The sequence below is a fragment of the Qipengyuania sp. genome (assembly GCF_964227205.1).
GTDB lineage: Bacteria > Pseudomonadota > Alphaproteobacteria > Sphingomonadales > Sphingomonadaceae > Qipengyuania.
This window is the reverse complement of the sequence record NZ_CAXQVB010000003.1, coordinates 148,802-173,682: the sequence shown is the minus strand read 5'-3', so window position 1 is coordinate 173,682 and position 24,881 is coordinate 148,802. Positions and strand designations below refer to the sequence as shown.

The following is a 24,881-nucleotide window of genomic DNA, read 5'->3' as shown; positions in this document are numbered from 1 at the left end:
CTATATCTGCGGGCAGGCAAAGCCAAGAGGATTAGACGTGACCTATACCCCCGCCACCCAGGACCAGCTGCTCGCCATCCGCGTCAATGCCGGGATCGAGGAGCTCGCGCAGGCCGAGAGATTCGCCGCTGCCGAGCCCGACATGGTCGATGCGATCGTTGGCGGGATCGGCGAGTTCGCCGCGGGTGAATGGGCGCCGCTCAACCGCGTCGGCGACCTCGAGGGCGCGAAGCTCGAGAACGGCGTGGTGCGCCTGCCCGACGGCTTCGAGGAAGCTTACCACCACTATGTCGAGCAAGGCTGGAACGCGATCTCGGGCCCGGTCGAGTTCGGCGGGCAGGGCCTGCCCTTCACGCTTTCGTGCAACGTGCTCGAGAATCTCGGCACGGCGAACATGGCCTTCAACCTGCTGCCCATGCTCAGCGTCGGGGCGATCGAATCGCTCGAACACCACGGGTCGAATGCGCTGCAGGAAAAGTACCTGCCCAGGCTGGTGAGCGGCGAATGGTCAGGCACCATGAACCTGACCGAGCCGCAGGCCGGTTCCGACCTCGGTGCGCTGCGGACTACCGCCCGGCCGATCGCCGAGGGCGAACACGCCGGCAAGTACCGGATCAAGGGCCAGAAGATTTACATCACCTGGGGCGAGCACGAGCTGGCGAAGAACATCATCCACCTCGTCCTCGCGCGCCTGCCCGACGCGCCCGAGGGCAGCCACGGCATCTCGCTCTTCATCGTGCCGAAGTATCACGTGACAGACGATGGCTCGCTCGGCGCGCGCAACGACCTGCGCTGCGTCAGCATCGAGCACAAGCTCGGCATCAACGCCTCGCCCACCTGCGTGATGAGCTATGGCGACAATGACGAATGCATCGGCGAGCTGGTCGGTGCGGAAAACCGCGGGCTGATGGCGATGTTCACGATGATGAACAATGCGCGCATCAATGTCGGCAACCAGGGCGTCCAGATCGGCGAACGCGCGACGCAGCAGGCGCTGGCCTATGCGCAGGAGCGCGTGCAATCGGCGCGCGCCGGATCGCCCGACAAGTCGCCGGTGGCGATCGTCGAGCATCCCGACGTGCGGCGCATGCTGCTGCGGATGAAGGCGCTCACCGAAGGGGCACGCGCGCTGCTCTATTACACCGCCGGGCAGGTCGATCGCGGCACGCTGGGCGACGAAGGCGCCGGTGCGCGCGGCGAAGTGCTCACCCCGCTGATCAAGGCCTGGGGCACCGATATCGGGATCGAGGTGGCCAGCCTCGGCGTGCAGGTCCATGGCGGCATGGGCTTCATCGAGGAAACCGGCGCCGCGCAGCACTGGCGCGATTCGCGCATCGCCCCGATCTACGAAGGCACCAACGGCATCCAGGCCGCCGACCTCGTCACCCGCAAGCTCGGCCTCGACGGCGGCGAGGCGCTGACCTCGCTCGTCGCCGACATCGCCCGGAATGCGACGCAGGAGCCGACCCTCGCAGCGCTCGCCGCCGATTGCGAAGCGGTGGTCCATTGGATGCGCGACGAGGCCAGCCTCGATGATCGCCTAGCCGGGTCGGTGCCCTTCTGCACCATGCTCGCCGTGGCGGTCGCGGGTTGGCAGCTATTGAACCAATTGCGCGCGGTCGAAGCGGGCGATGCACCGGCCTTGGCCGCCGGCAAGACGGCCTCGGTGCGCTTTTTCCTCGATCGGATCGTGCCCGAAGCTGCGGGCCTGAAGGCGTCTGCCACCGCAGGGGCCGAGACGCTTTACGCGCTATCGACCGCACAGCTGGCGGGCTGAACTATTCGGCAGTGACCCGCCGCGCATAGTCGTCCTTGCCGAATTTGGCTTCGAGCCCGTTCAGCTCGCGCTGCGGCGGCAGGCGGTCGCCCGTTACACGCGCAATGCCTTTCTGCCCCTCGGCACCGGGCGCTACGACGCGCCAGATGATTCCCGCCGTATCGTCGGACACCAGCAGCGAACCGTCGCCGGCCCATTCGACCCAAGTCGGGCGTCCGCGAGTCGTGCCGTCGTCCTTGAGGAAACCGGTCAGCACAGGCACCGGCTTGCCGGTCGGGTTGCCGCGCTCGTCGAAGGCGACATAGACGACATCGTAGCCCGACGGCGGCTTGCGGTTCCACGAACCGTGTTGCGCAATAAAGGCGCCGCTGGCGAATTTCGGCCCCATCCTCGCGCCTTCCTTGCTGAATACCAGCCCGAGCGCGGCGACGTGCGGGCCGAGCGCATATTCGGGTGTGCGGACGTAGTTGATGAACTGCGGAATCGGATATTTCACCCGACGATCGTAATTGTCGCCGTAATAGACCCATGGCCATCCATAATGCGATCCGACGGGGACATTGGTGAGGTAATCGGGCACGAGATCCGAGCCGAGCATGTCGCGCTCGTTCACCGTGGTCCAGAGCTCGCCCGACCAGGGGCTGAAATCGAGCCCGTTGGGATTGCGCAGGCCCGCGCCGAAGACCCGCTGGCGACCGGTCTCGAGATTGATCTCCCAAATCAGCGCGCGGCCTTGCTCGATCTCCATGCCGTCTTCGCCGATGTTCGACTTCGAACCCACGGCGGCATATAGCCGGTCACCGTCGGGATGCAGCGCGAGATTGCGCATCCAGTGGCCGGTTCCCTCGGCGAGATCGGCGATCTTGCGGCCTTCGCCGGCAATCTGCGTGGCACCAGGCTCGTAATCGAAGGCCAGGACCTCATCATGGTTTGCCACGTAGAGCGTGCCATCGCCCCAGGCGATGCCCGAAGGAGACTGGAGATCGTCGCGCAGCACGAAGCGGCGTTCGGCGACGCCGTCGCCGTCCGCATCGCGCAGCAAGACAAGTTGGTTGGGGCTTTCGCCGCCCGCGCCCGCCTTGCGGAACAGGAACCCGGCGATGATGTCTCGCAACCCTTTGCTCTTGCCGCTGGGTATCGAAGGTGAGCGGGTCAGCGATACAAGAATGTCGCCATTGGGCAGCGCCTGCAGCGTCCGCGGATGGTCGAGCCCTTCGGCAAAGCGGGTGACGGCAAGACCCTCCGCGGCGACTGGCGCCTCGTCCTCGCCCCAGCCGACGGGCTCGGCGATCGCAACGGTGGGGAAGCTTTCCGCGTCGGGTTCGTCGAGCTTCGGATCGGTTCCGACCGTCTCGTCGAAGGGGACATCGGCGGTATCGCCGCGGGTGAGGAAATATCCTGCCGCAAGAACGACCAGCAGGATGACGAGGAGCGCGATGCCCAGCTTCTTGAGGATACCCATGGCGCGGGAATAAGCGAGCGTGCCCGATCGGGCAATGGGGGTTGCAGCGGCGCTTGCGCGCGTTACATCGCGCGCCATGTTCGATTTTCGCCCCGCTCCCGACACACCCAAGCCCGAGGCCTATCGCCAGCTGTGCGACGCAGCCGACGCGCTCACCGCCGGCGAGCCCGACGCCGTTGCCAATATGGCGAATGTCGCCGCGCTGCTGTGGGATTTCCTGCCCGATCTCAACTGGGCGGGTTTCTATCGCCTTGTCGAGGACGAGCTGGTCCTCGGTCCCTTCGTCGGCCGCCCAGCCTGCATTCGCATCCCCCTGGGCAAGGGCGTCTGCGGAGCGGCGGCATCCGCGGGCCGGACCCAGCTGGTCGAGGACGTCCATTCGTTTCCGGGACATATAGCCTGCGATGCGGTGACCCGGTCGGAACTGGTTGTACCCGTGATCCGCGAGGGCGCGGTCGTCGCGGTCATCGACCTCGACAGCCCCGTGGCCGCACGATTCGACCAGGCCGACGCGGAGGGGATCGAAGCGCTTGCCGCGGTGCTGGAAAAACGGATCTGATCGCGCCTGCCCCATAGCGGCACAGCGCGGGCTCGGCTTTTGCGCTTGCGCGGCGGAATGCTAACATCGCGATAACCATAGCGGCCGGGCCTTCGCTCGAGTCGCCTGAAGGAGCCCGCGCCATGTTCGTTCGTACCGCACTCGCCCTCACCGCTTCGAGCCTCGCCACGATGCCGAACGTGGCCCTGGCACAGGACACCCTATCCTACGAGACGGGTCAATACGAATACGCTCAGCCCGAGGCCGCGCTCGACGACGACGTGGTGACCGAAACGGTCCCGAACGACAAAGCGCCGGCGGTTGTCTTCGTCGAGGCGCCGACGATCCAGCCGATCGACCCTTCGAATCCGGCGTATCGCGCACCGACCACCGACAGCGGCCAACCGCTTCCGGCGGCACGGACGATCGCAACCCGCAATACGGTGCCGGTAGCACCCGTTTCGCCACCCCCTCCGACCTATGTCTACGTCCAGCAGCCGCCGCAGGTGCTGTATGCCTATCCGGCCCCGGTCACCTATGCACAGCCAAGCGGCGGTGCATCGCGTGTGATCTACCGCGATGCGACCGCACAGCCGGTCCAGCCGATGCAGCAGGGCAGCTATGGCTATGGCTACCAGCCGGGCCAGGTCTCGACCCAGCTCTACCTTCCCGCAGGCGCGCAACTGGTCGCCTTCGATCGCAATGCGTGGCTCGCGGAGTGTCGCACGCGGCTCGACACCTATGAAAACGACAGTGATCGCGGCAAGGTGATCGGGGCGCTGGTTGGCGCGGCGGCAGGTGGCGTCCTGGGTAACCGGATCGCCGGAAGCGGCAATCGCACCGCCGGGACGCTGATCGGTGCCGGTGGCGGGGCGCTCGCCGGTATGGCGGTGGGCGACGCAATCGATGGCGCGGCGCGCACCAGGAACGACAGTTCGCGCCAGTGCGAGGCCTATCTCGACAATTACATGGAGCAGGCGAACGCGAGCGCTGGGCGCGTCCAGTACAACCAGCCAGGGCAGTACATGCTCGTGCCGGTCACGGTCGCACTGCCGCAAACGGCGGTCTATCGCGACGGCACGCCAGCCAACTGACGAATTTCTCGGACAACGATCGCGTCGAGTGCCCTCGTCTGCCGCAAAACGGCGTGGATCTCTTCGCCGGAACTCTTGGCAGGTGCCGACAGGCTAGATTTCTCCGCCTGTAAGCCTCTGACAAATAAGATCTAATTGGTCGAGCGTACGATAGCGAATCGTAACGCTGCCGGTGTTGGGCGTGCTTTCGGTGGTGATTTTGACTGGCATACCGAGGAATTCCTCGAGATGGCCTTGCACTGCGGCGATATCGGCATTGTCCTCGCCCGCAGGTGCCGCGGATGATCCGCCGGCGGCAGCGTTGCGACGCGGTTTACGCGTCAACGCCTCCATTTCCCTAACCGAGAGGCCTTCGGAGACGGCGCGGCGAGCGAGATCGACCGCCTCCTCACGCCCGATGAGCGCGCGTGCATGCCCCATCGACAGCGAACCATCGGCGAGCAGTGACAGGACGGTGTCCGGCAACGCAAGAAGCCGCTGGAAATTGGCCACGTGGCTTCGCGACTTGTCGACCAGCCGAGCGATTTCGGCCTGGGTCATACCCTCGTCCTCGGCGAGCTTCTGGTAGGCATGCGCCTCTTCGACGGGGTTGAGATCTTCGCGCTGGAGGTTTTCGATCAGCGCCAGTGCCATGACCTCACGCTGGTCGAGATCGCGGACCAGCGCGGGAATCTCGTGGAGCCGCGCCTTCTGCGCCGCCCGCCAGCGGCGTTCACCCGCGACGAGGCGATACCGGCCGCGGGCGAGCGGCGTAACGATGACCGGCTGGATGACGCCACGCGACGCGATCGAGGAAGCGAGTGCATCGAGGCTTTCCTCGTCGAACCGCGAGCGCGGCTGTCCGGGAAGCGGTTCGATATCCGCGACCGGAATCGACGCGAGCCCGTCGAGCGGTGTGGAGCGCAATGCTGCGTCGCCCGATTCGGTGGAAGCACCCGCAGCGCCGGCCTGCGCGGACCTGACAAGCGGTTCCTCGCGCCGTGTTTCCCCCAGAAGGGCGCCCAGCCCCTTCCCCAATTTCTTCTTGCGGTCGATCGGTCGTGCTCCCGTATTGGCGGCTTTCTCGCTCATGCCGCCTTCCTCTTCTCAGGCAGACGCCCGATCAATTCGCGCGCCAGGCCGATATAGGCCCGGCTCCCCGGACAATTGTGATCGTAGACCAGCGCCGGCATCCCATGGCTCGGCGCCTCGGACAGGCGGACGTTGCGTGGAATGACATTTTCGAACACCAGGTTGCCGAGGCAGTCGCGGACATCGTCGCCCACCTGGTCGGTTAGCCGGTTGCGGCGATCGAACATGGTCAGCACCACGCCGACGATTCCAAGGTCCGGATTGAAACCCTGTTGCACCCGCTCGACGGTCTGCAGCAGCTGGCTGAGCCCTTCGAGCGCGAAAAATTCGCATTGCAGCGGCACCATCAACGTATCGGCCGCGCACAGCGCATTGAGCGTCAGCAGGCCTAGCGAGGGAGGGCAGTCGATGAAGCAAGCATCGTAGCCAGCAAAGCTGCCGCGTGCCTGCGCCGAAAGCGCCTTGGTTAGCCGTGCGGTACGATCGTCAACCGAAACCAGCTCGACTTCGGCACCGGAAAGATCCTGCGTTGCGGGGACGATATCGAGCCCGGGAATTTCGGTTTCCAGCGCACATTCGGCGAGCGTCGCCTGGTCGAGCAGCAAGTCATAGCTCGTGTTTTCACGTGCGGCACTGGGTATGCCCAGCCCCGTCGAGGCATTGCCCTGCGGATCGAGGTCGATCAGCAGCGTCTTCCAGCCCGTCGCGGCCATCGCGGTGGCGATGTTGATGGCGGTGGTAGTCTTGCCTACCCCGCCCTTCTGGTTGGCGATTGCGATGGTGATCATGACGTTTCGCTCCACTTCCCGCGGCCGACGACGATGCCCGCTTCTGGGTCGGTCAGCGATTGTTCCACGTGAAACATGGCGCGACCGGTCCGGGACAACCCCTGCACTTCTTGCTCTGCCGAGCGTCCCTTGGGCAACACCCAACAGGTGGTGGTTGTGGAGAAGCGTGCGGATAAGCTGAGCAAACGATCGAGCGGGGCGAAGGCGCGGGCGGATATCACCCCGGCGTCGAACCGTTCGACCTGCTCAAGGCGACATCCCTCGACCCGGCAATTCTCCAGCCCCATTCGGGTCGACGCGCGGTTGAGCCAATCGACCCGTCGCTTGCGCGATTCAACGAGCATGACCGGGATTTGTGGTCGGAGCGCTGCGATGACCAGGCCCGGAAAGCCGGCGCCACTGCCGAGATCCATCCAGACAGCCGGTTGCTCGGGACAGTAGGCGAGCAACTGCGCCGAATCGGCGATGTGGCGCTGCCAGACTGTCGCCATTGTTGCCCTCGCCACGAGATTCTGGCTTTGGTTCTCTTCGGCGAGATCGGCCGCGAGCAGCGAGAGGCGATCTATTGCCGCCTCGTCGCCGAGCCCCGCGACATAGGACTTCGCCCCAGCCTCTGTACTGATCATGCCGCACGATCCCGCTTGCGGGCGTGGACGAGCAAGGCGGCGAGCGCGGCAGGGGTAATCCCCCGAATCCGGCCTGCAGCAGCCAGCGATTCGGGCCGCGCGGCCGACAGGCGTTCGATCATTTCGTTCGACAGGCCCGGAACCTCCGCAAAGGGAAAATCGGGCGACAGTCTTTGGGCTTCGCTGGTGCGCAGGTCGTCGAGCTCGGCCCGTTGCCGCGCGAGATAGGGCGCGTAGAACGCATCCTCGGCAAGTTCGATCGCCAGGGGATCCGCAGGATCGACGTTCTCCAGCCAAGGCGCGAGGTCCGAAAGCTCGGCATGGCCGCCTGCGAGCCAGTCAACAGCGGCACGCGGGCCGGCGTCCTGTTTCACGTGAAACCCTGCTGCAACGAGCTCTTTGGCGTGGATCGGTTTGGCGAATTGTTCCGCATACCGCCCCCGGCGGGCTTCACGCCGGGCATACCATTCGGCTCGGTCGGATCCGACCAGCCCACACGCTATCCCCAGCGGGGTAAGGCGCGTATCGGCATTGCTCGCGCGCAGCCGAAGGCGATACTCGGCACGCGAGGTTAGCATGCGGTAGGGCTCGGTAATTCCCTGCAACGTCAAGTCATCGAGCATCACCGCGATATAGGCGCTGGCACGGTCGAGAGTCGCGGGCTCGGTGCCGAGGACCGAAGCCGCGGCGTGCATCCCTGCAACAAGGCCCTGCGCTGCCGCCTCCTCATATCCCGTCGTACCGTTGATCTGTCCGGCGCAATAAAGGCCGGGGATAGCGTGCAGCTCGAGCGAGGAACCGAGCGCGCGCGGATCGATATGATCGTATTCGACCGCATAGCCGGGAACCGCCATCTCGACACGAGCAAGGCCGTCCATCTCGCGGAGCATGGCAAGCTGCACATCGGCGGGTAAAGAAGTCGAAATGCCGTTGGGATAGACCAGCTCGCTATCGAGGCCCTCCGGCTCGAGGAAGACCTGATGCCCCTCGCGATCGCCGAAACGGTGGATCTTGTCTTCAATCGAGGGACAGTAGCGCGGGCCAGACGCCCCGATTGCCCCCGAAAAGAGCGGCGAACGGTCCAGATTGGCGCGGATGATGTCGTGTGCGCGCGCATTGGTCCGGGTGATCGCGCAGAAGACCTGCGGATTGGCCCTGCCCTGTGTCAGCGAGGACATCGTCCAGGACTCGCCATCAGAGGGCTGCTCGTCGAGCGCAGCCCAATCGATCGTACGCCCGTCGAGCCGCGGCGGCGTGCCCGTCTTGAGCCGTCCCATAGGCAGCTCGGCCTCGCGCAATTGCTGCGCTAGCCGATGGGCCGCCCCCTCGCCGATCCTTCCGCCTTCGAAACGCTCTTCACCGCGAAAGAGCACTCCACCGAGAAATGTCCCGGTGCAAAGCACCACTGCGCGCGCTGCGAGCGCCGATCCGTCGGCCAACTCGAGCCCGGCGACCCTGCCTCCCTCGAGCCGCAGCGCTGCCGCTTCGCCAGCAACCAACTCGAGGCCCTGTTGGCCCGCGACAATAGATTGGACGGCCGCATGGAACAGCCGCCGGTCGGCCTGGACCCTCGGGCCCCAGACCGCGCTCCCTTTCGACCGGTTGAGCATGCGGTAATGGATCGCGGCAGCATCGGCAGCCCGACCGATCACGCCGTCGAGCGCATCGACTTCGCGAACCAGATGCCCCTTGCCCAATCCGCCGATAGCGGGATTGCAGCTCATCGCCCCAACCTTCTCGAGGTCGAGCGTGACGAGCCCGGTGCGCGCACCCATACGGGCCGCGGCGCAGGCCGCCTCGACCCCGGCATGGCCGCCTCCGACAATCAGGACATCGAATGTATGCATGGGACGCGCGCCTTAGCTCGCAGTGGGATTCGCGTCAAAGCCCGCGTGTTTCACGTGAAACATTACTTCCCGATGCAAAACCGTCCGAACAGCGCATCGAGCATTTCCTCGGTCGAATCGCGCCCCACCAGCGCGTCGAGTGCGCGCCGCGCACTGCGGATGTTCTCCGCCGCAAGGAGCAGATCCCCTTCGCCATCGACGGCCTCGATCGCCGAGACGGCGGCGAGCGCCAAATCGCGTTGGCGCCGATTGAACGCGAGCCGGTCGACGGGCGGCAACACCTCCCGTGCCCTCGCGACAAGCCATTCGATCAGTTCCTCCAGCCCCGAACCGGTTACAGTCGAAACTTCGAGCCCCGAGCTCGAGCCGGACGGCCGCAGATCCGCCTTTGAGCGCACGAGAAACGCACCTTCCGGCCTGTCTGCAGGGTCACCCAGCCACAACACGATCTGTCCCGCGGCGACTTCGCGGCGAGCACGCTCGATCCCGAGCGCTTCGATCGGCCCCGCCCCCTCCTCGCGCATCCCAGCGGTATCGACGAGGACGAAGGGCACCCCGCCGATCGATACCGGCCGTTCCAGTACATCGCGGGTCGTCCCCGCCTCGGCGGTAACAATCGCCGCATCGTCGGCGAGCAAGGCATTGAACAGCGACGATTTCCCGGCATTGGGTGGACCTGCAAGCACCACCCTGATCCCGTCCCTCAGCCGCTCGGTCGCAGGACGTTCGGCTACGCGCCGAATTTCCGCTGCAAGGGCACCCAACTCTGCCCCGAAACCGGCAGGCAAGCTGGCAACATCGTCCTCGTCAGCGAAATCGATCACCGCCTCGATCGCCGCGCCAAAGGCCAACAGGCGATCGCGCCAGCCCTCTATCCGGCGCGACAATTCACCCCCTGCGGCAAGCAGTGCGCCGCGGCGCTGCAATTCGGTTTCAGCCGAAAGCAGATCGGCCAACCCCTCGGCCTCTGCGAGATCGATCCTGCCATTGGTAAAGGCACGGCGCGTGAATTCGCCCGGTTCGGCCTCGCGCAGTCCCTCGATGGTACCGAGCGTGGCCAGGACCGCTGCGACGACCGCCCTGCCCCCGTGGCAATGCAATTCGACCAGATCTTCCCCCGTCGCCGTCGCCGGCCCCGGAAACCACAGCACCAGAGCACGGTCCAGCATTTCGCCGGCGCCATCGCGCAGGGTCCGCAGCCGCGGTGAGCGCTCGACCGGAAGCGTCCCACATAACCGGGCCAATGCTTGTCCCGCCCGCGGACCGCTGATCCGGATTACCCCGATGGCAGCCGGCGGCGCGCCGCTGGACAGGGCATAGATCGTCTCATCCATCGCGCGCTGGCGCCTCTAGTCGTCGTCGCCAGTCTTGGGTTTCGAAGCGCCCTTCGCGCTGTTGGCGCCTTCCATGAAGCTCTGGAACAGCTTGAAACCCGCTTGGCCCATCGGCGCCAGCTGCTTGGCATATTCTTGAAGCTGGTCGGTGTTGCTGACACCCTTCATCGCCTTCGACATCATGTCGACATAGACATCGTTGGCCTTGCCCACATCGGGCAGCCCCATAAAGGTCCGCGCCTCTTCGGGCGTGCAGTCGATTTCGATATGGACCTTCATCGCACTTTCTCCGTTACCTCTTGCAAGGCCCTATTTGGGTCCGCATCACGCGTCATGCAAGCATAAGACACCATTCGCAGCGAGGGACCCCATCATGAGCGAGACCGTCACCATCGAAACCCTCTCGGGCAACGACAGCTTCACCGGCTATGTCGCCCGGCCGGCCGACACCCCGCGAGCGGCCATCCTCGTCATCCAGGAAATCTTCGGGGTCAATGCCGGTATCAGGCGCAAATGCGACCGGCTCGCCGAAGACGGCTATCTCGCGGTCGCGCCCGACCTCTTCTGGCGCCTCGAACCGGGCGTCGAGCTCGACCCCGATGTCGAACCCGAGTTCCAGCGCGCGCTCGAGCTGATGGGCAAGTTCGATCAGGATCAGGGCATTCGCGATATCGAAGCGACGATCCATTACATCCGCAACACCGAGGGAGTGCCCAGCGTGGGCTGCGTCGGTTACTGCCTCGGCGGGCGGCTCGCCTATATGACCGCGGCGCGCACCGATGTGAACGCCAGCGTCGGCTATTACGGCGTCGGTATCGATGGCTTGCTCGGCGAAAAGCACGCCATCGCCCATCCCCTGATGCTGCATATTCCGACCGAGGACGGCTTTGTCGACAAGGCAACGCAGAAGGCGATGCACGAAGGCCTCGACGACCACCCCAATGTCACGCTGCACGACTACGAGGGTCTCGACCACGGGTTCGCCACCGAATTCGGCAAGCGCCGTAGCGAAGAGGCGGCGCAGCTGGCAGACAAGCGCACCGCCGATTTCTTCGCCGCGAATCTCGGCTGATACAACGAGCGAGCCTCACCCACTCTCCCCTGTCGGAAACGGTTTTCCTGTCCGGCACAGGAGAATTGCTGGCCGATGGCTCGATCGCGCCCTATGCCAGTCCCGAAAAGCAACCGGACTGCAGGAGGTATCGATGAGCGCCGAACAGGGCCTGAAACGCTGGCACGAGGTGATCGAAGGCGGGTCCTCGACCGAAGCGCTTGCCGCCATCATCCACAAGGATGCGGTGTTCCATTCTCCCGTCGTCCACACGCCGCAGGTCGGGCGCCCGATCGTCGTCGCCTATCTCTCGGCAGCTGGAAAGACGCTCGGCAACGGTAGTTTCGAATATGTCCGCGAGCTGGTCGACGGCGACAATGCGATGCTCGAATTCACCACCGAGATGGACGGCATCCACGTCAACGGCATCGACCTGATCCGCTTCGACGAGGACGGCATGATCACCGATTTCAAGGTAATGGTGCGACCGCTGAAGGCGGTGAACAAGGTGTGGGAGCAGATGGCGGCGATGCTCGAGAAGATGAAGGCTTCATAATCGGGCCGACACGAAATCCGCTCGCCTGGCGGGTGTCAACAGCGGCAAATCGATCAATTGGTAGCCGTAGTCGCGCCAAGCGCCGGTGACCGCCTCGTCGCTGGCAAGGGCTTGCTGCCAATCCTGTATTCGCTCCGCGTCGGACCGGTAGATCGCCCGCCATGCTGGTGCACGAAAGATCGGGCCGTCAAAGCGGCACTCACGGCACGCCCGGTCGATCGGCGCGGGTACTGCTAACCCCTCGGCGCGCAGGAAGCCGGCTATATCGGCAAAGCCGCGATCGTAGATCACCCGACTGGCCCTCACAGGGGTTTCCCAGGCGCGCATCTGCGCCTCGAGCATGGCCTCCGCAAAACCTAGCGGGTCGGCTTCGCGCAGCGCCATTCCACCCGGCCGCTTAAGGATAGGGCGCGCGACCTCGGGCGCGATCGCATGGCCGCGCCGCGCGAGTTCATCCAGCAATGTCGACTTGCCCGCGCCGGGAGCCCCCGTGATGGCGGCTCTCCGGTGGGCGGACATCGCGGCCGAACCCTTACTGGTTCATCGTCGCGAAGAAGTCCTCGTTGGTCTTGGAATCCTTCATCTTGTCGAGGAGGAATTCCATCGCGTCGACCGTGCCCATCTGCATCAGGATACGGCGCAGGACCCACATCTTCGAGAGCTTGTCCTTCTCGACCAGCAGCTCTTCCTTGCGGGTGCCGCTCTTGCCGACATCGAGCGCAGGGAAGATGCGCTTGTCGGCGACCTTGCGGTCGAGCACGATTTCGCTGTTACCGGTGCCCTTGAACTCTTCGAAGATCACTTCGTCCATGCGGCTGCCGGTGTCGATCAGCGCGGTGGCGATGATCGAAAGACTGCCGCCTTCCTCGATATTGCGCGCCGCGCCGAAGAAGCGCTTGGGGCGCTGGAGGGCATTGGCGTCGACACCGCCGGTCAGCACCTTGCCCGAGCTCGGCACCACGGTGTTGTAGGCACGGCCGAGGCGGGTGATCGAGTCGAGCAGGATGACGACGTCGTGCTTGTGCTCGACGAGGCGCTTGGCCTTTTCGATCACCATTTCGGCGACCTGCACGTGGCGGTTGGCCGGCTCGTCGAAGGTCGAGGAGATGACCTCGCCCTTCACGCTGCGCTGCATATCGGTGACTTCCTCGGGGCGCTCGTCGACGAGCAGCACCAGCAGGAAGACCTCGGGGTGATTGTCGGTAATCGCCTTGGCAATGTTCTGCAGCAGCACGGTCTTACCGGTGCGCGGCGGGGCGACGATCAGCGCGCGCTGGCCCTTGCCCTGCGGCGAGATGATATCGATCACCCTTGCCGACTTGTCCTTGACCGTCGGGTCGAGCGTATCGAGCGAGAGTTTCTCGTCGGGATAGAGCGGCGTGAGATTGTCGAAATTGGTGCGGTGGCGGACCGCATCGGGTTCGTCGAAATTGACCTTGTAGAGCGTCGTCAGCGCGAAGTAGCGCTCGCCTTCCTGCGGCGCACGGATTTCGCCTTCGACCGTGTCACCCGTACGCAGGCCCCATTTGCGGACCTGGTTGGGCGAAACATAGATATCGTCGGGGCCGGCGAGGTAGTTCGCCTCGGGGCTGCGCAGGAAGCCGAAACCGTCCTGGAGCACCTCGATGGTGCCGATGCCCATGATCTTTTCTTCGTATTCCTCGTCCTCCGCCAGTTCGCGCAGGATGCAGAACATCAGGTCCTGCCGGCGCATGGTCGAGGCCCCCTCGACACCCAGCTCTTCGGCCATCGCGACCAGATCAGCCGGGGTTTTCGCTTTCAAATCCTTGAGATGCATATGTTTTACTCGGTATTCGGGTTTGGATGGCCGGCGGGTCGGTATGGGCTTGGAGAAAGCGGACCCGGCCTCGTGGAAAACGAAGCCCGTAGCCGGTAGATGAGGTGCAGTTACGCCCGCGCAGATGGGGCGTCAATTCACAAAGCGACGTATGGTTTGCCGGCGGCTACGAGTACCGCATTGGCGCGGCCCGTGGCTCAAAACGGTTTGACGACGACCAGCACGACGATGATCGCCAGCGCGATCCCCGGAAATTCGCCCCAGATACGCAGCTGCTTCTCGGTCATCGACCGCTCGCCGGCAGCCATCTTCTTCGACCGGGCGACCATGATGCCGTGGAATGCCGTCAAAGCCACGACAATGGCCAGTTTGGCGTGAAACCACCCCTGGCTCCACGCACCGATCGATTGCGCCAGCAGCAGGCCCAGAACCCAGACGACGATGACGCTGGGAGTGAGGATGACCTTGCGCAGCAGCCCCATTCGCTTCGCCCACAGCGCCGCTTCCTCGGATTCGGGTGCGGCGGAATGGAGATAGATCATCTGGCGCGGCAACATGAACAGGCCCGCCATCCAGAACACCATGAAGATGATGTGGCCGGCCTTGAGCCAGTAATAGGTCATCGCGAGGAATTCCTGCATCGCGCCGTCATGTAGGGATCCGGCATGCCCGCGTCACCCCTCGAAAGCGCGGACGACTGCGATCAGGCGTTCGACATGCTCGATCGGCGTGCGGCGATCGATCCCGTGGCCGAGATTGAAGACATGCGGCCGGTCGGCGAAGGCCTCGAGGATGACGCGGGCGCGGGCCTCGAGCCGGTCGCTCCCGGCGAGCAGAAGCAACGGATCGAAATTGCCCTGCACCGGCATTCCGGCGGGCAGTTCGCGCGCAGTCCAGGCCGGATCGATCGTCTCGTCGACTCCGACCGCCTGCACGCCGGTCTCGCGCGCATAGGCGGGAAGCTTCTCGCCCGCGCCTTTGGGAAAGCCGATCACCGGTGTATCGGGATGCTTTGCACGCAACGCGGCGACGATCCGGGCGTTGGGCGCAATCACCAGCCGCTCGAATTCGTCGGGGGCCAGGCTCCCCGCCCAGCTGTCGAACAGCTGCACCGCTTCCGCACCCGATTCGATCTGGCCCGAAAGATATTCGATCGTCTCTGCAACGATCCTGTCGAGGATTGCGTCGAGCTTTAATGGATCGCGATAGGCCATCGCGCGCGCTTCGTGCTGGTCTCTGCTGCCCTCGCCCGCCACCATGTAGGTGGCTACCGTCCACGGACTACCCGCAAAGCCCAGCATGGTCGTGTCCGCGCCCAGCCGTTGGCGACAGAGGCGTACCGTCTCGTATATCGGATCGTAGCGCGAGCGGTCGGGAGCGAGCCCGTCGAGCTCAGCTTCGACCAGCGGGGGCGAGAGCTTGGGCCCCTCCCCTGCGAGGAATTCGAGATGCTGGCCCATCGCATGCGGCACGATGAGAATGTCCGAGAACAGGATCGCTCCGTCGAAACCGAAGCGCTCGATCGGCTGCAGCGTGATCTCGCAGGCCGCCTCGCTGTCGTAGGCCATGGCGAGAAACCCGCCCTTCTCTTCCCGCAGCGCGCGATATTCGGGCAGGTAGCGACCCGCCTGGCGCATGAGCCAGAGAGGCACGCGATCGCCGCGCTTGCCGTTCAGCGTATCGAGGAGGAGACCGGGCATCGAGGAGTCCAATCCAATAAATAATGATATTTATATAAGGGTTGAAGGAGTCTGTTGGCCCTGTGGATTTCAGGGATAACCGGCCCCTGCCCGATTTCTCCCGCGCTGCAAAGGGTCGAAGCCGGATTGCGACTCGCCAGCACCTGTGAGTCGAGTCAAACTTATCCTCGCTCTCCCCACCCCTGCGCATAAATCATATTTGCTGTGCGGGAATCGCCCCGTGGAGGACTCGTAGCGGGGAGGGTTTTTGCTCCCGAACTTGTCGCCAGCTTTCTCCCGTGGTTTATGCCTCGCATTCTCCACAGGCCGCAGGACTCCGAAATTTCCAACCCCGTCCATCTCCATCTACTGTCCGATTCCACCGGCGAAACGCTCGAAATGCTCGCCAAGGCGGCGCTTGCGCAGTTCGAGGATGCCGATGTCGTGCGCCATTTCTGGCCGATGGTGCGCAGCCGCCAGCATCTTGAAAGGATCCTTCCCGAACTCAAGGCCAATCCGGGGCTAGTGCTGTTTACGCTGGTCAATCCCGAAACCCGCGAGAGGCTCGAGGATGCCTGCAGTCAGCTCGGCCTGCCGGCAGTTCCGATCCTCGACCGTGTGACCGAAGCGCTTGAAAAGGCGCTGGGGCAGGAAGCGCACGGTCGGCCGGGGCGGCAGCACGCGATGGACCAGGCCTATTTCGCCCGCGTCGAGGCAATCCAGTTCACCATTGCGCATGACGACGGTGTTGGTTGGGAGAACTGGGACGAAGCCGATATCGTGCTCGCGGGCGTCTCGCGCAGTTCGAAGACTCCGACCAGTATCTATCTTGCCAATCGCGGCTACAAGGTCGCCAATATCCCGCTGGTGGTCGAAAGCCCGCCCCCGCCCAAGCTATTCGAGCTCGAACGCGCGATGGTCGTCGGCCTCACCACGGCGCCCGAACGGCTGGTCCAGATTCGCCGCAACCGGCTGCTGACGCTCAATGAAGAGCGTGAGACGCATTATGTCGACAACGAGCGCGTGAAGGACGAGGTCAAATTCGCGCGGCGGATGTTCGCCGACAACGGCTGGCCGGTGATCGACGTCACCCGTCGCTCGATCGAGGAAACCGCGGCGGCCGTGATCCGCCTTTATAACGAACGTGCAGCGCGTGGTACGCGGCAGGGAGCGAAGCCGATATGAACGATCTGAGCGGACGCGGAATCCTGCTCGCTTCGAACAGCGCCTCGCGCAGGGCGATGCTCGACGCGGCAGGGATCGCCTTCGAAGCACTTGGCGCGGATATCGACGAGCGCGCGCTCGAAGCGGAAATGGACGGTGCCGAGCCCGGCGAGATCGCGCAGGCGCTCGCGGCGGCCAAGGCGGCGGCGGTCTCGGACAGACGTCGCGATGCGCTGGTCCTCGGATCGGACTCGCTGGTCGAGGTGGCAGGCCGGCGGTTCGACAAGCCGGCAAGCCGCGAGGAAGCGGCCGAGCACCTGCGTTTCTTTTCGGGCCAGGTGATGACGCTGCACAGCGCCGCGGCACTGGCGCGCGGCGGACAGATTGTCTGGATCGGTTCCGATTTCGCGCGCCTGCGGGTGCGGACGCTGAGCGAGGATTTCATCGCCGCCTATCTGGCAGCGGAATGGCCTGCGGTTGCGCATTGCGTCGGCGTTTTCCGCATCGAGGGGCCGGGCGTGCAATTGTTCGAGAGCATCATGGGCGACCAGTTCACCGTGCTGGGCATGCCGCTGCTGCAGGTGCAGGAAGCATTGCGCGAAGCAGGCACGCTCCTCGAATGAAACCCTATGCCGAAGTGATCGGCGATCCGATCGCCCAGTCGAAATCGCCTGCGATTCACGGTTTCTGGATCGAGAAGCTTGGTCTGGATGCCGAATATCGCGCCACTCGGGTAGAGAGTGAAGGCCTCGCGGAGTATCTCGCCGATCGGCAGCGGGATGCCGATTGGCGCGGCTGTAATGTGACGATGCCGCACAAGCAGGCTGTCCTGCCCTTGCTCGACCGGCTCGAACCGCTGGCGAAACGCGTCGGCGCGGTAAACACCGTGATAAAGGCACCCGATGGGAAACTGGTCGGACGCAACACCGACGTCGCCGGCTTCCTCGAGCCGCTGGCCGATCGGCTGCGCGACCAGCACTATTTCCGCATGGCGCGTGTGCTCGGCACCGGCGGTGCGGCGCGGGCGATCCTGGCGGGCCTCGCCAAAGAGGGCTTCACACTCGTGCTTGCCGGGCGCAACCCGGACAAGGCGCGCGCACTGCTCGATGAACTCGATCCCGAGGGCGAACACCACGTCGCTTCGCTCGATCACTTTTCCGAGGCCACCGATTTCGCCTTCGACGACCGCGAGGGATGCTGCGACCTGGTCGTCAATGCCAGTCCGCTCGGCATGTGCGGGCAGCCGTCGCTAGTTTTCGACTGGAGTCATGCACCCCCCGGATCAATCGCCTACGACATCGTCACTGATCCGGTGAAAACCGAATTCCTCAAGAACGCGCGATCGGCCGGATTCGAAACGATCGACGGCCTTTCGATGCTGATCGGGCAGGCAGCCGTGGCCTTCACCCACTTCTTCGGGGTCGAGCCGCCGCGCGAATACGATGCGGATCTTCGTGAAAGGCTCGGCGCATGACGCGCCCGCTGATCGTGGGCCTCACCGGCTCCATCGGGATGGGCAAATCGACCGTCGCGGCGATGTTCGAAGCGGCCGGCGTGCCCGTGTTCGATGCCGATGCCGAAGTGCGCGCCATGCAGGGACCCGATGGCGAGCTAGTGGCCGCGATCGAATCCGCATTCCCGGGAAGCACCGATTCCTCCGGGGTATCGCGCGACCGGCTGGGCGCGCTGGTCTTCGGCGATCCCGAACAGCTCGCCCGGCTCGAGGCGATCGTCCATCCAGCGGTGGCCCGCAAGCGCGAGGCATTCCTGATCGAACATGCCCATGCGCCGGTGGTCGTCTTCGATGTTCCCTTGCTGTTCGAAAAGGGAGGAGCCGCGGCAGTCGACCGGATTGTCGTCGTGTCCGCCCCTCCCGAAATACAACGCATGCGTGTGCTGGCCCGACCGGGTATGACCGAGGACAAGTTCACCCACATCCTCGCACTCCAGACACCCGATGGCGAAAAGCGCGCCCGCGCCGATCATGTCATCGATACCGGCACCACGCTTGCCCGGACCGAGGATGCGGTGCTGGAGCTGGTGGCCGAACTGCGTGCGGCGAGCGGCGCCCGCTCGTGATCGCAACCCCCTTGTAATCTGGCAGTACGAGGCCGATAGAAGAGTAGATGCGCGAAATCGTGTTCGATACCGAAACGACCGGACTCGACCCCAAGACCGGGGACCGGATGGTCGAAATAGGCTGTATCGAACTGGTCAATCTCGTCCCGACCGGCGCTCATTATCACGCCTATTTCAATCCCGAACGTGACATGCCTGCGGGCGCCGAGGCGGTGCACGGCCTCTCGGCCGCATTCCTGTCGGACAAGCCGCTTTTCCGCGAGCTGGCCGGCGAGCTGCTCGAATTTATCGGCGATTCCCCGCTGATCGCCCACAACGCCGGTTTCGACTTCGGATTTCTCAATGCCGAGCTGGCCCTGTGCGCGATGGATCCAGTCTGCGCCAGCCGCATGGTCGACACGGTCGCGCTGGCACGCAAGCGCCATCCGGGCGCCAAGCTTTCGCTCGACGCACTCTGCTCGCGCTACGGGATCGATCGCAGCCACCGTGTGAAGCACGGCGCGCTTCTCGATGCGGAGCTGCTTGCGCAGGTCTATGTAGAGTTAAAGGGCGGCCGTCAGATCGGTCTCGAATTGGCTGCCGAAGCGGTGATCGTCGAGACGGGACCGGCCAAGGCGGACCCGGTCGTGCGCCAGGCACCTGCCGGGCCGAGACGCGAGCCGCGCCCACATCGGGCCAGTGCCGCCGAACTGGCACGCCATCGCGACTTCATGGCCGGGATCGAAAACCCCTTGTGGGGGTAAATCGATCCCGATCGGAAACCGGCCGGCGGGCCGGCGAGTTGGGATCGCACGGGGGACGGTAGAAGGAGAAAACGACAAGATGGATATTCGTGTTTCCGGCCACCAGATCGACACCGGCGCAGCGCTCCAGGAGCATGTCGGTGATCGCTTGAACTCCATCGTCGAAAAATATTTCAATCGGGCGATTTCCTCGCATGTGACCTTCGGCAAGGGACCGGGCGGGGCCTTCACTTCCGACATCGTTACGCATGTCATGCAGGGCCTGATTCTGAAGGGACATGCCGAGGCGCACGATGTGCACCAGGCCTTCGATGCCGCCGCGGGCAAGATCGAGAAACAGCTGCGTCGCTACAAGCGGCGGATCCAGGATCGCCACGAGCAGGCAGCGCATGCCATGCGCGAATCCGAGGCCGCCTATACGATCCTCGCCGCGCCCGAGCCCGACAATGACGAGGAAGTGACGGCCGACAGCCCGCCGGTGATCGCCGAGACGAAAGCGATCATTCCCGAATGCAGCGTGGCCGATGCAGTGATGATGCTCGACTTGCAGAACGCCAACGGCCTGTTGTTCAAGAATGCTGGCAGCGGCGAGCACAATATGGTCTATCGCCGCCACGACGGGTCGATCGGCTGGGTCGAACCGCGCTAGAGGAGGCGAAACTGCGATGACCGGGGCCGCATCCAGCGGGGCAGGGCGCCACTACCGTGCGCTCGAGAGCCTCTATGCCTCGGCGCCGGTCAACGCGCTGTTTTCCTCGCACCTCGAAATCACCGGCGAAGGCACGTCGCGCATCACTTTCGACGTGACCGAGGAGGTGTATCACGCGGCGGGTGCGGCGCATGGCACGATCTATTTCAAGATGCTCGACGATGCGGGCTTCTATGCCGCGAATACCTTCGTCACCGACCGGTTCCTGCTGACCACCTCGTTCAACCTCCATTTCACCAAGCCGGTCCGGATCGGCCAGGTGGTGGCCGAAGGGCGCTGGGTCAGCGGGCGCAAGCGGGTTTTCGTTGCCGAATCGCGGCTGGTCGATTCCGAAGGCGACGAGATAGGTCGGGGGACGGGCACCTTCATGCGCTCGCATATCCCGCTGTCGAGCCTTCCCGGCTACCTCGCCGACGGCTGAGCGCCATGGACGCGCGCCTGCCCGCCCATGTGGAAGTTTCCGGCCTTATCCGTGCTGTAGGAGCAGATGGCGGTTTCGCCGTGGTGGTGCAAAGGGGGGAAAAGGACGCGGGAGTAATACTCATATTAACCACGCATAGTGGCAAAAATACCCGCCTGTGGGAACGGATGCCGCAGCTCGACGGGTCCCGCAAATTCGTCTGCACGCGGACACAAGATGATGAAAAAAAACAGGAATTTGAAGAGTATGTGGATCGTCGGCGGCGATCCGATCCCGACTGCTGGGTGATTGAGCTGGATATCGAAAACGCAGAACGGTTCGTCGCAGAGGCTGCGCGTTAACTTGACTTGATTTCATTTGCGACTATTTGGCCGCGAACTTCGATGCGCAGGCGGCGTTTGGACGACAATGGGGTCGACACGCAAGCACGCAGACGGGGGGTGGGCGGCAGGCCCGCAACGGATCCGTCTTCCAGGACGCTAGAAACGCGCCATGGATCCCAGCCTGCGACAGTCCGCCAACCGCTCAGTTGTCAGTGACAAATGATTCGCAAGACTACCGGTCTCACCGCGATCCTCGCGGCGATTGCCCTTACTACTTTTGCCGGAGCCGAAGGTTCCGGTGCCAACGCCCAGGTAGGGGCCGCGGCAACTGAAAATACCGCCACCCAGGCACAGCTCACCGAAGAGGTGGTGCCGGTCTTTGCCGAAAAGGCGGTGGTACAGGAGCTTCCCGAACAGGCAGAAGCCCAATCCGAAAAATCAGCCGACGACATGCTGCAGGCAAACAGCCTGCGCGAGCTCGTCGATGCCATGCCTGCCGCGGGCCAGCTCTCCGAAGAGCTGCAGTGTCTCGCCGGGACGGTCTACTTCGAATCGCGCGGCGAACCGCTCGAAGGCCAGCTCGCAGTCGCGCAGGTGGTGATCAACCGCGCCGAGGACAGCCGCTGGCCCTCGAGCTATTGCGGCGTGGTCTACCAGCGCGCGCAATTCTCCTTCGTGAAGAACGGTAGCATGCCGCGGATCCGAACCGGATCGAAGGCATGGAAGCGCGCCCAGGCGATCGCCCGTATCGCGCATCGCGGACTGTGGGACAGCAGCGCGCAGGATGCGGTCTATTTCCACGCGCGCTATGTCCGGCCCAGCTGGAGCCGCCGCAAGGTGGCGCTCGCCACGATCGACACGCACATCTTCTATCGCTGAGGCGGCCAAGCACGCCTGGGGCCGTCGGCTGATGCGACGGCCCCAGGCGTGCTTGGCGGGCTAGTCGCGCAGCTCGACCCAGACGGGTGCGTGATCGCTGGCCTTCTCGCGACCGCGGTATTCCTTGTCGACGCCCGCCGCCACCATCCGGTCGGCGAGTTCGGGCGAAAGCAGCACATGGTCGATGCGGAAGCCGTGATCGCGCTGCCACGCTCCGGCCTGGTAATCCCAATAGGTCCAGACCCCGCCGCGCGGGTTGAGCGTGTCGATCGCGTCGGTCCAGCCATCGTCCAGCAGCCGGCGATAAGCGTCGCGCGATTCGGGCTGCATCAGCGCGTCCGAGGCCATCGCCCTGACCGACCAGACGTCCTTGTTCTCGGGAATGACGTTGAAATCCCCCAGCACGACCGCCGGGATTTCCGCTGCCCAGACTTCGCGCATTCGCTCGCGCAATCTATCCATCCAGGCGAGCTTGTAGTCGAACTTGGGCCCCGGATGCGGATTGCCGTTGGGCAGGTAGAGGTTGCAGATGCGGATGCCGTTGACCTCGGCCTCGAGATAACGCGCCTGCTCACCCTCGCCATCCTTGGGGCCGTCTATACCCAGGCCGCGCCGGACTTCCGTCGGTGCGACACCATCGGCAAGGATGGCAACGCCGTTGAAGGCCTTCTGGCCGTGCCAGATCGCATGATAGCCGATCGCCTCGAATTCCTCCGCCGGGAAACCCTCGTCCATCGTCTTGATTTCCTGCAGGCAGGCGACGGCGGGGCGCGTTTCCTCGAGCCATTCCTTGAGGCGCGGCAGGCGCGCCTTGATACCATTGATGTTGAAACTGGCGATACGCATGGCGGACCTGATGCCCGAAACGCCTGCGCGGGTCTAACCTAAATCCCGAAGCTCGATCCGCAGCCGCAACCGGCCGCCGCCTGGGGATTTTCAACCCGGAACGCCGCACCCCCGAGCGATTCGACGAAATCGACGCTGCTTCCTGAAACCAGGTCGAGGCTGACCGGATCGACTACAAGCTTCACGCCTGCGTTCTCGCTCACCGCATCGTCGCTCTCGGCCGCCTGGGCGAGCGCGAACTTGTACTGGAATCCGGAACAGCCGCCGCCCTCGACCGAAAGGCGCAGAATCGCCGGCTGGGCTTGCTTGGCGGCAATCGCGGCAACCCGGGCTGCGGCCGCGTCGGTGAGGTAGGGGGCGGATGTCATGGAAGCGATGTAGGGAGCCGCGGCGGCGGTCTCAAGCGGTCTGGATATAGGTGCGCATGGCTTCGGCTTCGTGCTCGATCTCGTCGAGCCTCGCCTTGACGAGATCGCCGATCGAAATGAATCCGCACATGGCCCCGGCTTCGACCACGGGCAGGTGGCGGATACGCCGCCGCGTCATCAGCGCCAGCGCCTCGAGCACCGCCGTGCTGCGCTCCACGGTGATGGCCGGGGCGGTCATGACTTCGCCAAGGGGCCGTGACAGGCAAGCGTCTCCTTCTTCGGCCAAGCGGTAGATTACATCCCGCTCGGAGAAGATGCCGGCCACCCGGTCGCCGTCCATAACCGGTACCGCGCCGATCCTGCGCGAAGCAAGCAGGGATACCGCCTCGCGAACCGAGGTGTCGATGGTGCAGGAGACCACCTCCGAATTCGTCCGTCCCTCGATCAGCGTGCCGATGTCCATAGATGCCTGCCTCTTTCTCTCTGATCGGCACAGAATGCCACCTTGGGCGCGAAAAAGCCAGCCGAGCGCATCGCGCGCGTTGCAACTTGCGCTGGTGCATACCATCTCGCTTACGATGGCCCGCAAGTCTCCCCTCGATGATCCCGGGAACGCCGCCTACGCCTGGGCGCGCTATCGGAGGATCATGCGCTTCATGTTCCTGCTGACGGTGGGGATCGTCGCGATCGCGCTGGCACTGCTCTACAAGCACGGCAACGATGAGGTGTCGATCCATTACTACATTGCCGCAGCGCTGGGGATCGGCTTCACCATGCTGCTGACCAGCGCGCTGATGGGACTGGTCTTTCTCTCGTCGGGGACCGGCCACGACGAGTCGATCGAGGACCCGCTCTCGGATCGCGATTAATCGGCCGGCCTGAGCCGGAATTCCTCCGCGGGCACGCCACCGATCAAATGTCGCTGGATGATCGCCTCGAGCACTTCGGGCGTGCACGAATGGTACCAGACATTGTCCGGCCAGATCACCGCAATGGGGCCGGCTTCGCAGATCTGCAGGCAATCGGCCTTGGTCCGCTGGACGGTGCCGTTGCGGCCAACGAGGCCGAGTTCCTTCAGTCTCCGCTTCAGGTAGCTCCAGGCCTCCTTGCCCTCTTCGTAGCGGCAGCATTTCTGCTTCTCGGAGATCGCGCAGAGAAAAATCTGCCGTTGGGCAGTTGCGCCACCGGTCTTGGCCAGCGCTTGCTCGGCCTTGCGCAGCGATTTCGGTCGGGCAGTCAATTCGGGCAAGGAGCCGCCTAGCTGCGCTTGCCAGCAATCCGTGCGATTTCAGCCTTCACGAGCTCCTCGACCATGCCCGGGAGGTTGTCGTCGAGCCACTGAGCCAGCATCGGGCGCAGCATTTCGCGCACCAGCCCCTCGAGCGAGGTCTCTCCCGAGCGGACGATTTGCGGCTGCTTGCCGGGCTTGGCGAGCATGGCGAGCGCGGCGAAATTCTGGCGCATCGCCTCGCGTGTGTCGCCGCGCGTGAGGGCGTCGGTTTCGCTATCGCCCTCGCGCGTATCGTCGTCGAGCGCGCTTTCCTCGGCGAGCTCGAGCACCTCTTCCGCTTCTTCAGCGTCGACCGGTTCGGCGGGGCCGCGGTCTTCCGCCGACATGGTCCGCCGCCGCCGCTCCTGCAGCGCGCCTTCGCGGTTGTCGCGTGCGATCACCTTCTTGATCGAGTCGAGGATTTCCTCGACCGAAGGCTCACCCGGGTGTTGCATCGT

At 64.4% G+C, this 24,881-nt stretch carries 31 protein-coding genes; 15 read left to right on the top strand and 16 right to left on the bottom strand.

Annotated features, from left to right (window positions below; all coding sequences use genetic code 11):
- Window positions 1–37: 37 nt before the first annotated feature.
- The gene (locus tag ACEQZ0_RS08405) at window positions 38–1,777 is read left to right on the top strand and encodes an acyl-CoA dehydrogenase (RefSeq protein ID WP_370190305.1); all 1,740 of its coding nucleotides are present in this window, start codon (window positions 38–40) and stop codon (window positions 1,775–1,777) included.
- Window position 1,778: 1 nt separating this feature from the next.
- On the opposite strand, the gene ACEQZ0_RS08400 is transcribed toward ACEQZ0_RS08405, so the two are convergent.
- The gene (locus ACEQZ0_RS08400) at window positions 1,779–3,239 is read right to left on the bottom strand and encodes a sorbosone dehydrogenase family protein (RefSeq protein ID WP_370190303.1); all 1,461 of its coding nucleotides are present in this window, start codon (window positions 3,237–3,239) and stop codon (window positions 1,779–1,781) included.
- Window positions 3,240–3,315: 76 nt separating this feature from the next.
- Here ACEQZ0_RS08400 and ACEQZ0_RS08395 point away from each other — a divergent pair, with 76 nt between their 5' ends.
- Both ACEQZ0_RS08395 and ACEQZ0_RS08390 read left to right on the top strand, forming a co-directional pair.
- The gene (locus tag ACEQZ0_RS08395; RefSeq protein WP_370190301.1) at window positions 3,316–3,798 is read left to right on the top strand and encodes a GAF domain-containing protein; all 483 of its coding nucleotides are present in this window, start codon (window positions 3,316–3,318) and stop codon (window positions 3,796–3,798) included.
- A gap of 122 nt (window positions 3,799–3,920) precedes the next feature.
- Window positions 3,921–4,871 (top strand): glycine zipper 2TM domain-containing protein, encoded by a 951-nt coding sequence (locus tag ACEQZ0_RS08390; protein WP_370190300.1) that lies wholly within the window; start codon window positions 3,921–3,923, stop codon window positions 4,869–4,871.
- Window positions 4,872–4,964: 93 nt separating this feature from the next.
- Here the strand turns inward: ACEQZ0_RS08390 and ACEQZ0_RS08385 are convergent, their stop codons facing one another.
- The 6 genes from ACEQZ0_RS08385 to ACEQZ0_RS08360 all read right to left on the bottom strand — a co-directional run bounded on the left by ACEQZ0_RS08385 (window position 4,965) and on the right by ACEQZ0_RS08360 (window position 10,816).
- Window positions 4,965–5,942, bottom strand: coding sequence for a ParB/RepB/Spo0J family partition protein (locus ACEQZ0_RS08385; protein WP_370190298.1), 978 nt, complete (start codon window positions 5,940–5,942; stop codon window positions 4,965–4,967).
- Entirely contained in the window at window positions 5,939–6,730 is a 792-nt protein-coding gene (locus ACEQZ0_RS08380) for a ParA family protein (RefSeq protein ID WP_370190296.1), read from the bottom strand. Before ACEQZ0_RS08380 ends, ACEQZ0_RS08385 begins: the two co-directional genes overlap by 4 nt.
- Complete coding sequence (gene rsmG / locus ACEQZ0_RS08375; protein ID WP_370190293.1) at window positions 6,727–7,356, bottom strand: 16S rRNA (guanine(527)-N(7))-methyltransferase RsmG; 630 nt, start codon at window positions 7,354–7,356, stop codon at window positions 6,727–6,729. Before rsmG ends, ACEQZ0_RS08380 begins: the two co-directional genes overlap by 4 nt.
- The gene (gene mnmG, locus ACEQZ0_RS08370; RefSeq protein WP_370190291.1) at window positions 7,353–9,203 is read right to left on the bottom strand and encodes a tRNA uridine-5-carboxymethylaminomethyl(34) synthesis enzyme MnmG; all 1,851 of its coding nucleotides are present in this window, start codon (window positions 9,201–9,203) and stop codon (window positions 7,353–7,355) included. Before mnmG ends, rsmG begins: the two co-directional genes overlap by 4 nt.
- 62 nt (window positions 9,204–9,265) lie before the next feature.
- Entirely contained in the window at window positions 9,266–10,537 is a 1,272-nt protein-coding gene (gene mnmE / locus ACEQZ0_RS08365; protein ID WP_370190289.1) for a tRNA uridine-5-carboxymethylaminomethyl(34) synthesis GTPase MnmE, read from the bottom strand.
- Window positions 10,538–10,552: 15 nt separating this feature from the next.
- Window positions 10,553–10,816: a DUF6489 family protein gene (locus tag ACEQZ0_RS08360; protein WP_370190287.1), complete on the bottom strand. Its 264-nt coding sequence runs from the start codon at window positions 10,814–10,816 to the stop codon at window positions 10,553–10,555.
- A 94-nt stretch (window positions 10,817–10,910) separates the two neighbouring features.
- On the opposite strand from ACEQZ0_RS08360, the gene ACEQZ0_RS08355 reads away from it, so the two are divergent.
- Together ACEQZ0_RS08355 and ACEQZ0_RS08350 are read left to right on the top strand one after the other, a co-directional pair.
- Window positions 10,911–11,609, top strand: coding sequence for a dienelactone hydrolase family protein (locus ACEQZ0_RS08355; protein WP_370190285.1), 699 nt, complete (start codon window positions 10,911–10,913; stop codon window positions 11,607–11,609).
- Between the two features lie 133 nt (window positions 11,610–11,742).
- On the top strand, window positions 11,743–12,144 hold the full coding sequence (locus tag ACEQZ0_RS08350; RefSeq protein WP_370190283.1) for a nuclear transport factor 2 family protein: 402 nt from the start codon (window positions 11,743–11,745) through the stop codon (window positions 12,142–12,144).
- Here the strand turns inward: ACEQZ0_RS08350 and ACEQZ0_RS08345 are convergent.
- From ACEQZ0_RS08345 to hemE, 4 genes are all read right to left on the bottom strand, one after another.
- The gene (locus tag ACEQZ0_RS08345) at window positions 12,139–12,663 is read right to left on the bottom strand and encodes an AAA family ATPase (RefSeq protein ID WP_370190281.1); all 525 of its coding nucleotides are present in this window, start codon (window positions 12,661–12,663) and stop codon (window positions 12,139–12,141) included. The two genes, ACEQZ0_RS08350 and ACEQZ0_RS08345, sit on opposite strands and share 6 nt — an antisense overlap.
- Before the next feature lie 13 nt (window positions 12,664–12,676).
- Window positions 12,677–13,942 carry a transcription termination factor Rho gene (gene rho / locus ACEQZ0_RS08340; protein WP_370190279.1) on the bottom strand — a complete coding sequence of 422 codons (1,266 nt, stop codon included), beginning with the start codon at window positions 13,940–13,942 and terminating at the stop codon, window positions 12,677–12,679.
- 197 nt (window positions 13,943–14,139) lie between these two features.
- Complete coding sequence (locus ACEQZ0_RS08335; RefSeq protein WP_370190277.1) at window positions 14,140–14,583, bottom strand: CopD family protein; 444 nt, start codon at window positions 14,581–14,583, stop codon at window positions 14,140–14,142.
- Window positions 14,584–14,616: 33 nt separating this feature from the next.
- The gene (gene hemE / locus ACEQZ0_RS08330; RefSeq protein ID WP_370190275.1) at window positions 14,617–15,642 is read right to left on the bottom strand and encodes a uroporphyrinogen decarboxylase; all 1,026 of its coding nucleotides are present in this window, start codon (window positions 15,640–15,642) and stop codon (window positions 14,617–14,619) included.
- 285 nt (window positions 15,643–15,927) lie between these two features.
- Here hemE and ACEQZ0_RS08325 point away from each other — a divergent pair, with 285 nt between their 5' ends.
- From ACEQZ0_RS08325 to ACEQZ0_RS08285, 9 genes are all read left to right on the top strand, one after another.
- Complete coding sequence (locus ACEQZ0_RS08325) at window positions 15,928–16,806, top strand: pyruvate, water dikinase regulatory protein (RefSeq protein WP_370190273.1); 879 nt, start codon at window positions 15,928–15,930, stop codon at window positions 16,804–16,806.
- Complete coding sequence (locus ACEQZ0_RS08320; RefSeq protein WP_370190272.1) at window positions 16,803–17,408, top strand: Maf family protein; 606 nt, start codon at window positions 16,803–16,805, stop codon at window positions 17,406–17,408. The genes ACEQZ0_RS08325 and ACEQZ0_RS08320 overlap by 4 nt, the downstream gene beginning before the upstream one ends.
- The gene (gene aroE / locus ACEQZ0_RS08315) at window positions 17,405–18,259 is read left to right on the top strand and encodes a shikimate dehydrogenase (protein ID WP_370190270.1); all 855 of its coding nucleotides are present in this window, start codon (window positions 17,405–17,407) and stop codon (window positions 18,257–18,259) included. Before ACEQZ0_RS08320 ends, aroE begins: the two co-directional genes overlap by 4 nt.
- A complete protein-coding gene (gene coaE / locus ACEQZ0_RS08310; protein ID WP_370190269.1) occupies window positions 18,256–18,864 on the top strand; it encodes a dephospho-CoA kinase in 609 nt (202 codons plus the stop codon). The genes aroE and coaE overlap by 4 nt, the downstream gene beginning before the upstream one ends.
- A 47-nt stretch (window positions 18,865–18,911) precedes the next feature.
- A complete protein-coding gene (gene dnaQ / locus ACEQZ0_RS08305; protein ID WP_370190268.1) occupies window positions 18,912–19,607 on the top strand; it encodes a DNA polymerase III subunit epsilon in 696 nt (231 codons plus the stop codon).
- Window positions 19,608–19,686: 79 nt separating this feature from the next.
- Window positions 19,687–20,256, top strand: coding sequence for a ribosome hibernation-promoting factor, HPF/YfiA family (hpf, locus tag ACEQZ0_RS08300; protein WP_370190266.1), 570 nt, complete (start codon window positions 19,687–19,689; stop codon window positions 20,254–20,256).
- 16 nt (window positions 20,257–20,272) lie between these two features.
- Window positions 20,273–20,737, top strand: a complete 465-nt coding sequence (locus ACEQZ0_RS08295; RefSeq protein WP_370190264.1) for a PaaI family thioesterase — start codon at window positions 20,273–20,275, stop codon at window positions 20,735–20,737.
- Window positions 20,738–20,742: 5 nt separating this feature from the next.
- Window positions 20,743–21,078, top strand: coding sequence for a DUF1491 family protein (locus tag ACEQZ0_RS08290; protein WP_370190262.1), 336 nt, complete (start codon window positions 20,743–20,745; stop codon window positions 21,076–21,078).
- A gap of 201 nt (window positions 21,079–21,279) precedes the next feature.
- Window positions 21,280–21,939: a cell wall hydrolase gene (locus ACEQZ0_RS08285; protein ID WP_370190260.1), complete on the top strand. Its 660-nt coding sequence runs from the start codon at window positions 21,280–21,282 to the stop codon at window positions 21,937–21,939.
- Window positions 21,940–21,999: 60 nt separating this feature from the next.
- Here the strand turns inward: ACEQZ0_RS08285 and xth are convergent, their stop codons facing one another.
- From xth to ACEQZ0_RS08270, 3 genes are read right to left on the bottom strand one after another with little or no spacing between them, the layout of a single operon-like run.
- Complete coding sequence (xth, locus tag ACEQZ0_RS08280) at window positions 22,000–22,785, bottom strand: exodeoxyribonuclease III (protein WP_370190258.1); 786 nt, start codon at window positions 22,783–22,785, stop codon at window positions 22,000–22,002.
- A gap of 38 nt (window positions 22,786–22,823) precedes the next feature.
- Window positions 22,824–23,153, bottom strand: coding sequence for a HesB/IscA family protein (locus tag ACEQZ0_RS08275; protein ID WP_370190256.1), 330 nt, complete (start codon window positions 23,151–23,153; stop codon window positions 22,824–22,826).
- Between the two features lie 31 nt (window positions 23,154–23,184).
- The gene (locus tag ACEQZ0_RS08270; RefSeq protein WP_370190254.1) at window positions 23,185–23,616 is read right to left on the bottom strand and encodes a CBS domain-containing protein; all 432 of its coding nucleotides are present in this window, start codon (window positions 23,614–23,616) and stop codon (window positions 23,185–23,187) included.
- A gap of 115 nt (window positions 23,617–23,731) precedes the next feature.
- On the opposite strand from ACEQZ0_RS08270, the gene ACEQZ0_RS08265 reads away from it, so the two are divergent.
- A complete protein-coding gene (locus ACEQZ0_RS08265; RefSeq protein ID WP_370190252.1) occupies window positions 23,732–24,022 on the top strand; it encodes a hypothetical protein in 291 nt (96 codons plus the stop codon).
- On the opposite strand, the gene ACEQZ0_RS08260 is transcribed toward ACEQZ0_RS08265, so the two are convergent.
- Both ACEQZ0_RS08260 and ACEQZ0_RS08255 read right to left on the bottom strand, forming a co-directional pair.
- On the bottom strand, window positions 24,019–24,393 hold the full coding sequence (locus tag ACEQZ0_RS08260; RefSeq protein ID WP_370190250.1) for a ferredoxin: 375 nt from the start codon (window positions 24,391–24,393) through the stop codon (window positions 24,019–24,021). The two genes, ACEQZ0_RS08265 and ACEQZ0_RS08260, sit on opposite strands and share 4 nt — an antisense overlap.
- A gap of 17 nt (window positions 24,394–24,410) precedes the next feature.
- On the bottom strand, window positions 24,411–24,878 hold the full coding sequence (locus ACEQZ0_RS08255; RefSeq protein WP_370190248.1) for a DUF2497 domain-containing protein: 468 nt from the start codon (window positions 24,876–24,878) through the stop codon (window positions 24,411–24,413).
- Between the last annotated feature and the right edge of the window lie 3 nt (window positions 24,879–24,881).